Raw genomic sequence first — 14,224 nt, forward strand, 5'->3', positions numbered from 1 at the left:
GGATTCCGTGCGGTGAGGGAGATCGGTCGGAGCCCGGATCCGACCTTCATCATATTGTGGCAAAGATGACGGTGAATGACTTGTCACGATTCATCTTCATGTTCTCGCAGGTCATGGCCGTTTCTCCGGGTCGAGATCGGTCATTTGTCGGATAGCCGACGCACGATCCGTCGGATTCTGTGCCGATGCCGCCTGACCAGGACGGTCACATCGGCGCCCGTACGGACATATTCATGGTGGGAGGAACGACATAGATCGTCGCCGGTGCTGTCCGTGCCGGCTGGCGAGAGGCATCGATCCCTCGAGGAGAGTCGGTGGGCGGCAACGGCGGCCGGGACGAGGCGTGGCACGACGCACTGCACCGGCGATTCTGGCCGGACGTGGTCCGGATGCTGGCGCGTGCGTTGGGCGGTAACGAAGGCGAGGCGGAAGACCTGGCACAGCAGACCTTCATGACCGCTTGGGACCGGCGGTCGTACGTACCGGACGAACCGAGGGCCTGGCTGTTCGCCACCGCGAACAACCACCTGCGCAACCACCGGCGGTGGAGCCGTCGGCACCCGATGGCGCTGGTCGAGATGGAGGTGATGGAGGTGGTGGCCGGTGCGGCCGAGGGCGAGGAGAGCGCGACCGTCTGCGACCGGCTGGACCTCGGGCGGGTCTGGGGACAGCTCAAGCCGGCCGAGCGCGAGGTGCTCCAACTCGCCTACCTGGACGGCCTGGACACCGCCGAGATCGCCCACGCGCTCGGCCTGTGGCAGGCGACCGTACGCAAGCGACGCTCCCGGGCACTGAGCCGGCTGCGCGGCTGGATGGTGGGGACCGCCGACCCGATGCTCACCGGAGCGGGTCGCCGAGGCGCGGGGGAGAGCAACGATGGCTGAGCACCACGACGAACAGACCGAGCGGCTGGTCCGGCGGCTGGTCGAGGCGAACGACCCGATGCGCGGCAAGCAGATCGGGCCGCCGAGGCGCAGCGCGGCCGAGTTGCGGCGGCTCGTCGACCAGCGCCGGGTCGACGGGCGGTGGCGGGCGACCAGCCGGCCCGGCGTACGGCTCCGGCTGGTCGCCCCGGCCGCCGCCGTGGTGCTCGGGATCACCGCGCTGGTGCTGGTCAACGCGCTGCCGGATGGGGCTGCCGGCCGTGGTGAGCGGACCGTGGTGGCGATGGCCGTCGCGCCGGCCGCGCTCGGGCTCCAGTTTCCCGGTCCGGCCGATCCGGCCGCCCCGTGGCTGCGGGAGCTGGCGGAACGGACCGCCGGGCTGGAGGAGACGGCCGGGACCGGGCGCTACACGTACCAGCACAGCCAGACCTGGTCGATCGAGGACACCGGCAGCGACCCGGACCGGGCGAACGCGGTGATCGCCCAGGACGAGCGGCTGTGGTGGGCGGAGGACGGGTCCGGCCGGGAGGAGATCACCGCCCTGCCGCCACAGGCGGGCAACACGGACGCGGCGCAGTGGCTGGACGGGCCGCCACCCGGCTCCGACGCCAACCTCGCCCGCACCGACTACCGCCCGGGGGAGATGGCCCTGGTCGTGGACGACCCGGCCACCGACCCGGCGGTGCTGACCCGACAACTGTCCGCGCACGAACCCTTCAGCAACGGCCCACAGGCCGTGATCCGGGCGGTGGCAGACCTGTACCGATTCCACGAGATGAGTCCCGCCTTGCGCGCCGCCGTACTGAACGTGCTGACCGAGACGAACGGGCTGGTGTACCGGGGGAGGGTGGTGGACAGGGCAGGCAGGACGGGTGTCGCGGTCAGCGTGGACAGCGACGCCGGTGCCACCCGCGACCTGGCCGTGCTGGACCCGGACACCGGCACCCTGCTCAGCTACGAGCAGGTGGCCCTGATCAGCCCGCCGCGTTCGGCCGTACGCGCCCCCGCGGTGATCTCCTATGTGCTCTACCTGGCCCACCAGCGCACCGACCAGCTCGGCTGAACCCCGGTTCGGGGCCGGGCCGCGTACGGCGGCCCCGCCCCGCCTGGATTGGAACGGGGGATAGACGGGTATCTCCGGCTGTCACGGGAGGTGGGCGCCATGACGGGGACAGAGGCCAACGTCGGACGGTTTCAACTGAGGGAACGCGCCCGGCATCGGCTGGGGCGCAGGATGGGACTGATCATCCTGCTCGTCGGACCGCTGGCCGGCCTGGCGATCATCATCGGCGGCCTGGTCGCCCTGGGGGACACACCGCCCGTCAACCTGATCCTGATCGGGGTCGGCGTGGCCCTGGTCACCTCGGCCCTGACCGGCGTCGTCTGGCTGGTGCAGCGGCGCAGAACCGACCCGCCGCTGATCCTGGGCGCCGACCCGGAGACTCGGCGGGCGGTGCACCGGGCGATCCGGGCCGGGCACAGCGACGACGCCCGGATCGACCTGCTGGCCCGCGACCTGATCGCGCGCAGCCCCGCCCAGACCTGGGTGCCCTGGGTGTACGTCGTACTGGCGCTGCTCCAGGTGGTGTTGCTCCTGCTCGGTGACCGGAGCACGGGGGATGTCATCCGTGCCCTGGTCACCGTGCCGTTCTTCGCCGTTGCCGCCGGCTACTTCTGGCAGCACCGCCGTCGGATGCGCCGGTACCGGGGCCTCTCCGCCTGAACCACCGCCGTCTGCCTGAACCGCCACCGCCACCGACCCCGTACGCGGGTCAGCGGCGGATCGGCATCAGGAGCGAGAACGAACGCTCGTCGTCCGGCTGCCGCAGCAGCAGCGGCCGGATCGGCCCGTCCAGGTCGAGTACGAGTTGCCCCCGGCCACCCGCGTCCAGCGCCTCCAGCAGGAACTCCCGGTTCACCCCGATCGACCCGGACGGGCCGTCCACCCCCGCCGGTGCGCCCGAGCCCGACGGTTCGGCCGGCGACCGGTCCGGATCCAGCACCGCCAGCGACCCGTCGGCGCCCACCGCCAGCATCGCCACCTCGCACGGGACGCCGTCGTACTCGCGTACCACGGTGGTGGTGTTCGCGGCGGTGAGCGCCGCACGCAGGGCCGGTACGTCCACGGTCACCCTGACTCCCCGGTCCCCGCCGAGCCGGTCGCCGAGCAGTCGCCGGTAGTCCGGGAAGTCGTAGTCGAGCGGTTCGCCCTGCACGGTCAGCCCGCCGGCCCGGATACCGACCTCGGAGCCGCCGAGCACCACCGTCACCGGTTCGTCGGTGCCGGAGCGCGCCCCGGCCAGCAGGCTCCGGGCCTGGTCGACGAAGGCGACCGGGGCGAGGACCCGGCGGCCCGGCCCGTCGACCACGCTCACCGGCGCCACGGCGACCGCGAGCCGGTACCTGTCGGTGGCCACCAGGTGCAGCACCGACTCCTCGATCTCGAACAGCACCGACCCGAGTACGGGCAACTCGGGGTCGTCGCCGACGGCGAACCGGACCGCGTCGAGCCCGGCGGCCAGCCCGGCGCGGGTGAGGGTCAGGTGGGTGGATCCGGTCATCAGGTTCTCCTCGTGGTCGAGCAGGGCATGGACCCGGGAGAGTTCACGGCGGGCATCGGTGAGACCGGCTTCCAGTCGGCGCAGGTGCCCGTCCAGCAGCCGGCGTACGACCACCGGCTCGGACCAGTGCCGGAGCACCAGGCCGATCTCGGCCAGCGGCAGGTTGACCCGGCGCAGGCGGGCCACCAGGCGGGCGGGTTCGAGCTGGTGTTGGGCGTACCAGCGGTAGCCGGTCTCCGGGTCGACCACGGCGGGCACCAGGATGCCGGCGCCGTCGTAGAACCGCAGGGCGCTGACGGTCAGGCCGCTGGCCCGGGCCATCTCCCCGATGCTGCGCATGTCGCTCTCCACGTCCGCTGATCCTGGGGGCTCGACCAGGTCGAGGGTCAACCCGCCGAACCTAGCCGGCGGCGGCGACCGCCCGACGCGCGGTCCGGTCCGGCGGGGGAGAGATTGTCGAGGTCAGCGCCTCGGCGGCCAGTAGACGCCGAGCACGTCGTAGCCGTCCGGGCGGTTGCCGGAGCGGCCGAGGTAGAACGCCGGGTCCCGGTCCGGACCACAGATCCGGCGCAGGAAGGCGGTGGTCAGGGCGTTGCGGAGCCGGTCGTCGGGGAGTCCGGCCAGCCGGTGTTGCAGGGCCGCGAACTCCCAGTCGACGATCGTGTGCTGGTGGCCGGGGCAGTCGTACCCGTTGCACCGGTAGCGGTACGCCCCGGTGAACCGGGGTGCGCAGAGCGGGCCACGGTCCTGGCGCCCGGTCGGGTCGAGGCGGTCGGCGTACGCGTCGAGCCGTCGGCGCTGTTCGATGGTCCAGTCCGGGTGCGGTGCCAGGACGAGCCCGTCGACCTGCCGGGGCCGGACCAGGGCGAGCGTGGGCCCGTCCGGTTGTGCCCGGCACACGGTCTCCCCGACGTACGGGTCCAGCCACGGCTGACGCCACTGCCACCGCTTGAGGTGGTGTTCGCGGACCAGGGTGTCCGGTACCGGCTGCCAGCTCTCCCGACCGAAGTCCGGGTCGGCCGGGCGGGCATCGACGCTGATGATGTCGTACGTGCCGAAGGCGGCGGCGGGGCCGAGTTCGCCGATCGGGATCGGGGCGAGCCGGATCCAGCCGGGGCGGTCCGGGTCCGCGCTGATGCCGGCCGCGTAGACCGTCCGGTCGGACCGGTCGGTGGGGCGGGGGGCGGTCTTGACGGTGACCAGGAGGCGCAGCCGGGTCACCTGCTCGGTGGTCCGCTGTGGGGCGGGGTGGGCCGGCGCGGGACCGGGGAGGTCGAGTTGGGTCACACGCACCCTCCGCCGGAGCCAATGTAGTCGTATGGGTACAACGATCCGAGCATGACATGGGTAACGGGTTTCGGCCACACGACAATTCGTCGGTACGTTAGCCGATTACCGGCAAACCGGGAACGGTCCCACGTATCCGGATTTCCGGCGGTGGATTCCGTTACCGCCCCACCATCATTCGACGATAGGTGGAAAGCGATATCACCAACATTCATTGACATGGATTTAACGAACGATAAGGTGCCCTTGGATCCCTTCTCCGCCCCCGAAAAGACAAGGACCAGGTGACCATGAGAGCCTCCCTCCTGTTGGCCCGCGTACTGTTTGTCGCCGGCCTCGTCGCAGCCGGCCTGACCTCGCCAACCGTGGCTACGGCGGCAACCGGCCCGCACTACGGCGCGGCCCCCGGCGCCACCTCGTCCGCCCCGGACGGCGTCGGCGTCCAGGTCGTCAATGGTCGCCCGGCGACCGAGAACTACTCGTTCATGGTGTACGTCTCCGGCTGCACCGGATCGCTGATCAATGCCAACTGGGCGGTCACCGCGAAACACTGCCCGACCCCGAGTTCGGTACGCGTCGGAAGCGTCAACCGCAGCAGTGGCGGCACCGTGGTGAGTGTCCTGCGGGGGGTCAACCACCCGACCAGTGACGTGAAACTTCTACAACTCGCGAGTTCGGTCAGCCACGCCCCGGCGCCGATCCCGACCACCTCCGGCGCGGTCGGTACGGCCACCCGGATCATCGGTTGGGGCCAGACCTGCCCGACCCGCGGCTGCGGTTCGGCCCCCCTGGTCGCCAACGAACTCGACACCTCGATCGTGGCCGACAGCCGGTGCAGTGGCATCAACGGCACGCTGGAGATCTGCACCAACAACACGAACGGCAACGCGGGTGCCTGCTACGGCGACTCGGGCGGCCCGCAGGTACGCAGCATCGGCGGCCGGTGGAACCTGATCGGGGCGACCAGCCGGGCCGGCAACAACAACCCGACCTGCGCCACCGGTCCCTCCATCTACGGTGACCTTCCCGCCATCCGCTCCTGGATCAACACCCAGGTCGGCGGCCTCCCCTCCTGACCCGGCACCCCGCACACGACCGCGGGCACGGCACGGCACCGGCTCAGGACAGCGACAGCACCCGGAAGGTGATCCCGGCACGGCGCAGACGCGCGGTCAGCGCGTCACCCATCGCCGCTGCCGGGGTCACCTGTCCGGCGGTGGGCGGCAGGTTGTCCAGGGTCAGGCAGAGAGCCGACTCGGCGAGCATCTTGGCGGTCTCGTCGTACCCGGGGTCACCGCCGACGACCTCGGTGACCACCCGGCGCCCGCCGCCGACACCGACGAACCGGAACGAGAACCACCCCCTGGCCCGCTGTTCGGCCGTCGGGCCCGCACCCGGGGCGGCCCGGCGCAGCAGCCACTCCCGGACCGGGGGGATCCGGACCAGGACGGCCAGTCCGGCGACCCCGACCACCGCGCCGACCAGCAGCGGCAGCCGCAACACGAGATGGTGCCGGAACCGGAAGTCGGGACCGTACCGGTCCAGGGCGGTGGCGGAACGGCCCACCACCACCGGGTCGAGCGAGGGCAGCGGCAGGACCCACCGGCGCAACTCGGCCGACCGGCCGGGGCGACCGGCGCCGGCGCGTACCCGGCGGGACCGCACCACCGGCTGGGCCCGCCGCCGGGCGCGGGCCGCTGCCGCCGCGCTCCGGCGCCGCGCCAACACCAGCAACACCGTCCGGTACGTCCCGGACGACGGCACCCCCCACGCCCGCAGATAACCGTCCACTGTGACCGGTACGTCCGCCGGCAGCTCCCCGACGGTGAGGTGCACGCCGAGGTCGGCGGGTACGCAGTCGAAGCCGCAGGCGTGCACCAGCCGCGCCCCGGTCCGGGTGGCCCGCTCGTGGTGGCGGACGTACATCAGGTCCACGAACTCCGGCTCACCGGTGATGTCGAGGTAGTCCGTCCCGGCCTCGGCGCAGGCGGCCACCACCGGCTCCCCGTGCTGCACGTACGGGCCGACGGTGCTGACCAACGTACGGGTGCTCGCGGCGAGCCGGTGCAGCGATCCGGGGTCGGCGGCGTCGGCCGGGAGCAGGGGCAGGTCACGCCAGGCCGGGTCGATCGCGGCGAGGGCGTCGCGCACCTCGGCCAGCCGCCGCGGGTTGCGCCCGGCCAACGCCCAGCGGAGCGTGTGCGGGGCGTGGCGGGCCAGGTACCGGGCGGTGAGGCCACCGGTGAACCCGGTCGCGCCGAACAGGACGATGTCGTACGGACGGGGCGTGGACACCCGAGCAGTGTCGCACCGGACACCGGGGGTCATCGCCGCCGTCCGGGCGGACCGTCGCGGGGCAGTGGGTGAACCGGTCTCCTCCGTCAGGGGTGAACTCCGGCGGGCCGGGTATCCGGGTCGCGCCCCGGGCGGAAGTCCGGGTCCAGGCTGTGCACGAACCAATGGATGTTGTCGTGTCCGCGGGGGTGGAACAGGATGCCCGAGGACCGGATCGGAGCCGGCGCCGCCGCGCCGCGCGGTCGTACCGGTGTGCTGGGGGAGGACAGGGTGGCCGTGGCGCCGCTGCTCGCCTCCAAGCTGGCGGTCGCGTCGCTGCCCGGCGCGGTGGTCGCCCGCCCCCGGCTGTTCGCGCTGCTGGAGGCCGGTGCCGCCGGCCCGGTCACGCTGGTGTCGGCCCCGGCCGGCTGGGGCAAGACCACCCTGCTCGGCTCCTGGTACCGGGCCCCGGACAACAACGGACACCGGGCCTGGCTCTCCCTCGAACCGGGCGACGGGGGAAGCCGGCTCTGGTCGTACCTGCGGGCCGCCGTCCGTGCCACCGACGACCCGCAGGGCGGTTCGCCGGCACCGGCCGTCGAGGGGGCGGACGAGCCGGTGGACCGGGACTTCCTCGACCACCTCGCCGCCGAGCTGAGCCGCCGGCCGGAGCCGGTCACGCTGGTCCTCGACGACTTCCACCGGATCGACGACCCGGACGTGGCCGACGGGCTCGAATTCCTGCTCCGGCACACCGGGGACCGGCTCCGGCTGGTCATCGGTGGGCGTACCGACCCGGCACTGGCGCTGCACCGGTGGCGGCTCAGCGGTGAGCTGACCGAGATCCGCGCGGCCGACCTGGCGTTCACCGCCGCGGAGGCCGCCGAACTGCTGACCGCGCACGGCATCAGCGTCCCCGCCGACCAGACCGAGGAGCTACGCGTACGGACGGAAGGCTGGCCGGCCGGTCTCCGGTTCGCCGCACTCGCCCTGCCAGGCCACCCCGACCCGGCCCGGTTCGTCGACGCCTTCGGGGGCGACGACTCCGCCGTGGCCGACTACCTGTCGGTGGAGGTGCTGGCCGGGCTGACCGACGAGGCGCGGGACGTGCTGCGCCGCGGGGCGGTCGCCGACCGGGTCACCGGTGACCTGGTCAACGCCCTGACCGGGCGGACCGACGGGGAACGGGTCCTGGCCGAGCTGGAACGGGACACCGGATTCGTGGTCGGCCTGGGCACCCGCCCGCCCGCCTACCGCTACCACCGGATGCTCGCCGAACTACTCCGGGCGCAGCAGCGGCTGCGTCCCGCCGACGAACTGCTCGACCTGCACCGACGGGCGGCCGGCTGGGCTGTGTCCCGGGAGTTGCCGGCCGAGGCACTCCGGCACGCCCTCGCCGCAGGGGAGTGGACCCGGGCCACCGGCGTACTCGCCGAGCACTGGCCCGAGCTGGTTCCGTACGCCCCGGCGCGGCCGGGCCCGCCGGCACCGAACCCACCGGCGCCCGAGGCGGTACGCGCCGAACCGGAACTCGCCCTGGCGTACGCCGTCGACGCGTTGGACCGGGGCAACCGGGCGGCGGCGAGCGGGTACCTGCGGCTGGCCGAGCGGCAGGGGTCCCAGCTCGACGGGGGTCGCCGGGACCGGTTCACGCTGATCGCCGCCGCGCTGCGGCTGGCCGGGGCGCAACTCGGCGGGGAGGTTCCGGAGGTGCTCGCCGCCGCCGCCCGGTTACGCGCACTGGCGTCCCCGCCCGGTGCGGGTGCCGGTCGCCCGCCGGTGGACCTGCGGGCGCGGGCGATCGCCCGTACCGCCGCCGGTGCGGTCCAACTCGCCACCGGGGACCTGGTCGCCGCCGAGACCGAGCTGAGCGGGGCACTGGCCGACGCGCACCGGGCCGGACTCGCCCGTACCGAACTCGCCTGCACCAGCCGGCTGGCCCTGGTCCGGGCGGTACGCGGACGGCTCGCCGCCGCCGAACGGGACGCCCGCCTGGTGGTCGGCGGCGCATTCGACGGTGACGTGCCGACCGACCACGGGCACGCCTACCTCGCCCTCGCCCTGATCGCCCTGCACCGGGACCACGCGGGCGACGCCGAGGCGAACCTGACCCTCGCCGGTAACCGGATCGAGCAGGGTCGTGAACCCGCCGTCGCCGCCGTCGCCGCCTGGATCCGGGCCCAACTCGGCCGGGACCGGGGCGACCTGACCGGCGCGTACCAGCTCCTGCTCGCCGGCCGGGCCCGGCTCGGTGAGCAGCACCGGGCCGAGCGGTTGTCGGACTGGCTGCTCGCGGGCGAGGCCGACCTGTGCACCGCGCACGGCGACCTGGGCCGCAGCCGGGAACTCCTGCTCGCCCCGCTGGACGAGGCCACCGGGCCGGCGGAGGCGCTCGCCGTCGCGCTGTCCCGGGCGTACCTGCACGCGGGGGACCTGGGTGCGGTGGCCCGTACGCTGCCGGACTGGGCCGGGCCGGACGCCGACGCCTGGCTGCTGCCGGTACGCCTGGAGGCGGGGCTGCTCGACGCGCTGACCGCCCGTGCGGCCGGCGACCACCGTCGGGCCGCCCGTACGTTGGAGGAGGTCCTGGTCCTGGCCGCGCCGGACGGGTTCCGCCGGGTGTTCACCCGGTCCGAGCCACCGGCCCGCGACCTGCTCGCCGCGCACCTCGACTCTGGTACGGCGTACTGGCCGATGGTCCGGGAACTGATCGCCACCGGTGCGGAGCAGAGCGGGCGCGACGCGATCACACCCACCGGCACCGACCGGCGGGACCGGGGCGGGCGGTTGGCCGCCGCGGTGCCGGGTCTGGGGGAGCCGCTGACCGACCGGGAACTCACCGTCCTGCGTTACCTGCAGAGCATCCTGTCCAACGTGGAGATCGCCGGTGAGCTGTCGGTCTCGGTCAACACGGTGAAGACGCACGTGCGCAACATCTACCGGAAGCTGGACGCGACCCGGCGGCGGGAAGCCGTCCGCCGGGCCCGTGAGCTGCGCCTGATCTGACCACTAACACGCGGATCGAGGGTCAGGTCGACGCCGCCTGGTCGACCGCCGCGAGCAGCTCCGGCAGCTCGTACGAGCCGTCGTAGCGGACCCCGTTGACGAAGAACGTCGGGGTGCCGTTGACCCCGCTGCGGATCCCGCCGACGAAGTCGCGCCGGACCCGGTCGAGGTGGACGTGCCGGGCGACCTCGTCGGCCACCTCGTCCTCCGGCAGCCCGAGCTGCTGGCACCCCATCGACAGGTGCACCGGGTCGAGCTGGTCCTGGTGCTCGAATATCCAGTCGTGCATGGCCCAGAACTGGTCCCGTACGCCCGCCGCCTCGACCGTCTCCGCCGCCAGTTCCGCGTACGGGTGCACGTTGCTGAGCGGGAAGTGCCGGAAGACCAGCCGTACCGTCTCGGGTCGCTGGCGGAGGAGTTCGTGCAGCCGGTGGTACGCCTGCCCGCAGTACGGGCACTGCAGGTCGGCGTACTCGACCAGGGTCACCGGTGCCTCCGCCGGCCCGCGTACGTGATCGTCGTCGGTGATCGGCACCCGCAGTTTGCTCGACGTGACCTGCATCGGTGTTGTCATCGGGCCTCCCCGTCGTGCTCGGTGTAACCCTGCCCGGCCACCACGGCCGGATCAGGAATGCTGCGTGACCACCGCGTCAGGCCCGCGCCTGCTGCCGGCTGGTGAGGGCGTCGAGCGCGTCGAGGATCCCGTCGGCGCCCGGGTTCACGTCCGTCGGCGAGACGTAACTCCAGCTCACCTGCGCCCGGGTGTCGAGCACGAACAGCGCCCGCTCGGCGTAGCCGTCCGGGCCGTAGACGCCGTACCGGCGGGCGACCGCGCCCTTCGGTTCGAAGTCGGACAGCAGGGGGAATTCGATCCCGGCACTCGCCGCGAAGGCTTTGTGGCACCAGACGCTGTCGACCGAGATGCCCAGCAGGGTCGCGTCGTACTGGTCGAACGCGGGCCGGGCGGCCTGGTAGAGCGCCATCTGGTCACCGCAGACCGGGCTCCAGTCCGCCGGGTAGAAGGCGAGCACCGTCGGCCGCCCCCGGGAATCCGCCAGGCTCACCCGCCGATCGAGCCCGGCCGGCAGGGTGAACTCCGGAGCCGGTTGTCCCGGTTGGAGTGCGCCGCTGGGATCAGTCATGTCTCTCATCCTCGCCCCGGGCCGGGTGACCCCGACTCACCCGATCCGGGTGGTACCCGCGCCCGCGTCCGGTGGAGTCTCACACCCGTACGGTGATGTGGTTGTCGACGGCCGCGACGCCCGGCGCGGACCAGGCCACCCGCTCGGCCTCCTGGCGTTCCAGCCACGAGTCGACGGCACCGGTGAGCACGATCAGGTCGCCCTGCACCTCGATGTCGATCCGGTCGACGTCGGTTTCGGCGCTGCGGATCAGCGCGTTGACCACGAGCTGTTCCAACTTGTCGGGCGACGGCAGACCGATCGGACGTACGTTGATCCCGTTGGTCACGCCACGGACGCTGGCCAACCGGCGGACCGTTCGTTCCGCGGCCCGCTTCTGGTACTCCCACCCGACGTCGCCGCGCAGCACCACCCAGCCGTTGGAGACGGTCACGTCCAGGTTCCCGACCGGCACGAAGGCGTCCCACTCCAGGGCACGGGTGGCAGCCAGGGCGATGTCACCGTCGCTCCGCTCGGCCGAGGACGGGAGCCGGACCTCGATGTCGTTGGCCACCGCCCGGACCCGGTTGATCCGGTGCGCGGACCGTTCCGCCGCCCACTTCTTGGCGTAGTTGTCCACCCACCCGGTGAGGGTCACCACCCCTTCCTGCACCGTCACGCCGATCTCGTTGGGCTGGACCCGGGGCTCCCACTCCAGTTCGTCGAGGACGTCGCGCTGGATTTCCTCGTCGCTGCGGGTGATCGTCCTCGCCGAGGTCATGGTCGTTCCTCCCGCGGGATAGATTGCGCATCGGCGAACCGCCGGGGTGTGCCGGTGGTGGCCGCGCTGTCACGGCCGATGTTCCGGCGTACCCGGGTGACGTCCCATCACCCGGGAAAGGTGAGGCCCGCCGGACCGGGCACGTGACAGGTCGCCGGCCGGTAGGGAATCATCGACTGTCGATCCGGCAGGTGTGTTGACGTGGGTGGAGGAGAGCGGATGACGACCGACGAGGTGACTGCGGGGGACCGGACGGCCGTGTCGGCCCCGGCGCCCGAGCAGCCGGTCGGGCCGCCGCGCGGCCGTGCCGTGTCACAACGGGTCGTACGCCTGCTGCGGCACGAGTGGACACTCGCCTCGCTCGGCGGGCTGCTGCTGGCCGTACTGCTCACCTGGCCGACGTTGCGCGACATCACCCAGACCATCCCGCAGGACACCGGCGACCCGGTCCTGCAGGCGTGGCAGGTCGCCTGGGGCGGGCACGCCCTGCTCACCGACCCCGTCCAGCTCTGGCACTCGAACACGTTCTTCCCCGAGCGCTACACGTACGCGTACTCCGACACCCTGCTCGGTTACGCCCCGCTCGGCATGATCGGTGAGGGGCCGGTCGCCGCGATCGTCCGTTACAACATCCTGTACGTGCTGGTCCACGCGCTCGCCTTCGTCGGTGCGTACGCCCTGGTCCGGCAGCTCGGTGCGAACCGGATCGGGGCCGCGCTGGCCGGGGTCGCGTTCGGGTACGCCCCGTGGAAGCTGGCCCAGGCGGGGCACCTGCACGTGCTCTCGATCGGCGGCATCGCCCTCGCCCTGGCCATGCTCGCCCGCGGCCACGGCTGGTCCCTGACGTACGGCTACCGGCCGGAGCTGCGCCGTCCGGGCTGGGCGGTGGCGGGTTGGCTGGTCGCCGCCTGGCAGATGACGCTCGGCTTCGGCATCGGCCTGCCGTTCGGGTACGCCCTGGCGGTGCTCTGCCTCGTGGTCGTGATCGGTTACCTCTGGTCCTGGTGGCGGCGCTCGGCCCGACCGGTCTTCGGCCGTCGGCTGCTCATCGCCGACCTGGTCGGTGGGGTGGTCTTCGCCGCGATCACGCTCGCCATGGCGTTGCCGTACCTGAAGGTGGTCGAGCAGAACCCGGACGGCCGCCGGACCCTGGCCCACCTGGAGCAGTTCTCCCCGCCGCTGCGGGGTTTCTTCACCGCGCCGCCGGAGTCGTGGCTCTGGGGGGAGCGGCACGCGGCGGCCCGGGAACTGCTGCCGTTCGCCGGTGAGATGACCCTGCTGCCCGGTGTGGTGCTGATCGGGCTCGCGTTCGCCGGGCTCTTCTTCTCCGCCTGGCGCGTACGTCACCGGGTGCTGCTCGCCGCCGGGGTGCTGGTGAGTGTGGCGCTCGCCGCCGGTACCAGCTTCGGCGGCGACGGCAGTCCGGGTTACGCCACCCTGTTCCTGCACCTGCCCGGCTGGGACGCGATCCGTACGCCGGGTCGGCTGATCCTCTGGACCACGCTCCTGCTCGGCATCCTCGCCGCCGGTGTGCTCAGCATGCTCGGCCGGGTCGAGTCGAGCGATCCGTCCCCGCCCGACGGTGTCGACGGCGACGCATCCGCGACGGACCGGGTCGACGGCGACGCATCCGCGACGGACCGGGTCGACGGCGACGCGTCCGTGCCCGACCGGGGCGCGCCCGACGGTGACGGTGACCGCGACCGATCCGTGGCGGAGGACGAGCCCGTGTCCGCCGCCGCCGTGCCGGCTCAGCAACCCGTGGCTGTCGGTGCCGGTGTTGCCAACGCGGTCATCCGGCCCGCGGTGCCGGTGGCGCAAACGGTGTCGGCACCGGAGCGGGTCCGGACGGTCCGGCCGGCGCGTCCGATGGCCGGCTGGGTGGTCCGACTCCTGACCCTGGTGCCGCTGGCCCTGGTGGTGCTCGAGGGGATCAACACCACCCCGCACGCACCGGTGCAGCCGCAACCGGCGGTGCTGCGCGGGATGGAGGGCCCACTGCTGGTGCTGCCGAGCGACGGGACGTTCGAGTTCACCATCATGCTCTGGTCGACCGACGGGTTCCCGAAGATCGCCAACGGTCTGGCGTCGTTCGTACCGCCGACGCAGCAACAGATCCGGGCGGTGACGCCGAGTTTCCCCGATCAGACGAGCGTGGCGTACCTGCGGCAGATCGGCATCCGGACAGTTGTCGTGCTACCCGAGTACGTGAACGGCACACCATGGCAGGATGTGCTCAACCGGGACACACAGGGGCTCGGGATCAGCCGTGAGGATATCGCCGGAGCGGTGGTGTTCCGGCTCGGCTGA

General features: G+C 72.6%; 12 protein-coding genes. 6 read left to right on the top strand and 6 right to left on the bottom strand.

From position 1 onward, the window contains the following. The first annotated feature begins 314 nt into the window (after positions 1 to 314). From OIE47_RS22220 to OIE47_RS22230, 3 genes are all read left to right on the top strand, one after another. Entirely contained in the window at positions 315 to 884 is a 570-nt protein-coding gene (locus tag OIE47_RS22220; RefSeq protein WP_326556458.1) for an RNA polymerase sigma factor, read from the top strand. Beyond that, a complete protein-coding gene (locus OIE47_RS22225) occupies positions 877 to 1,947 on the top strand; it encodes a CU044_5270 family protein (RefSeq protein WP_326556459.1) in 1,071 nt (356 codons plus the stop codon). The genes OIE47_RS22220 and OIE47_RS22225 overlap by 8 nt, the downstream gene beginning before the upstream one ends. A gap of 99 nt (positions 1,948 to 2,046) precedes the next feature. Further along, entirely contained in the window at positions 2,047 to 2,607 is a 561-nt protein-coding gene (locus OIE47_RS22230) for a hypothetical protein (protein WP_326556460.1), read from the top strand. 49 nt (positions 2,608 to 2,656) lie between these two features. Here OIE47_RS22230 and OIE47_RS22235 read toward each other — a convergent pair whose 3' ends face one another. Next, positions 2,657 to 3,784: a DNA polymerase III subunit beta family protein gene (locus OIE47_RS22235; RefSeq protein WP_326563196.1), complete on the bottom strand. Its 1,128-nt coding sequence runs from the start codon at positions 3,782 to 3,784 to the stop codon at positions 2,657 to 2,659. A gap of 123 nt (positions 3,785 to 3,907) precedes the next feature. After that, on the bottom strand, positions 3,908 to 4,732 hold the full coding sequence (locus tag OIE47_RS22240) for a hypothetical protein (RefSeq protein WP_326556461.1): 825 nt from the start codon (positions 4,730 to 4,732) through the stop codon (positions 3,908 to 3,910). Positions 4,733 to 5,022: 290 nt separating this feature from the next. On the opposite strand from OIE47_RS22240, the gene OIE47_RS22245 reads away from it, so the two are divergent. Beyond that, on the top strand, positions 5,023 to 5,808 hold the full coding sequence (locus OIE47_RS22245; RefSeq protein WP_326556462.1) for a S1 family peptidase: 786 nt from the start codon (positions 5,023 to 5,025) through the stop codon (positions 5,806 to 5,808). A 43-nt stretch (positions 5,809 to 5,851) separates the two neighbouring features. On the opposite strand, the gene OIE47_RS22250 is transcribed toward OIE47_RS22245, so the two are convergent. Beyond that, positions 5,852 to 7,027, bottom strand: a complete 1,176-nt coding sequence (locus tag OIE47_RS22250) for a saccharopine dehydrogenase family protein (protein WP_326556463.1) — start codon at positions 7,025 to 7,027, stop codon at positions 5,852 to 5,854. Positions 7,028 to 7,225: 198 nt separating this feature from the next. Between OIE47_RS22250 and OIE47_RS22255 the strand changes: the two genes are divergently transcribed. Then, positions 7,226 to 10,012: a LuxR C-terminal-related transcriptional regulator gene (locus tag OIE47_RS22255; protein WP_326556464.1), complete on the top strand. Its 2,787-nt coding sequence runs from the start codon at positions 7,226 to 7,228 to the stop codon at positions 10,010 to 10,012. Positions 10,013 to 10,034: 22 nt separating this feature from the next. Here the strand turns inward: OIE47_RS22255 and OIE47_RS22260 are convergent, their stop codons facing one another. The 3 genes from OIE47_RS22260 to OIE47_RS22270 all read right to left on the bottom strand — a co-directional run bounded on the left by OIE47_RS22260 (position 10,035) and on the right by OIE47_RS22270 (position 11,914). Beyond that, positions 10,035 to 10,586: a DsbA family protein gene (locus OIE47_RS22260; RefSeq protein ID WP_326556465.1), complete on the bottom strand. Its 552-nt coding sequence runs from the start codon at positions 10,584 to 10,586 to the stop codon at positions 10,035 to 10,037. A gap of 76 nt (positions 10,587 to 10,662) precedes the next feature. Next, positions 10,663 to 11,154, bottom strand: coding sequence for a redoxin domain-containing protein (locus OIE47_RS22265; protein WP_326556466.1), 492 nt, complete (start codon positions 11,152 to 11,154; stop codon positions 10,663 to 10,665). 79 nt (positions 11,155 to 11,233) lie between these two features. After that, a complete protein-coding gene (locus OIE47_RS22270; protein ID WP_326556467.1) occupies positions 11,234 to 11,914 on the bottom strand; it encodes a BON domain-containing protein in 681 nt (226 codons plus the stop codon). A gap of 234 nt (positions 11,915 to 12,148) precedes the next feature. Between OIE47_RS22270 and OIE47_RS22275 the strand changes: the two genes are divergently transcribed. Further along, complete coding sequence (locus OIE47_RS22275) at positions 12,149 to 14,224, top strand: hypothetical protein (protein ID WP_442792182.1); 2,076 nt, start codon at positions 12,149 to 12,151, stop codon at positions 14,222 to 14,224.

It is taken from the genome of Micromonospora sp. NBC_01796 (genome assembly GCF_035917455.1).
GTDB lineage: Bacteria > Actinomycetota > Actinomycetes > Mycobacteriales > Micromonosporaceae > Micromonospora_G.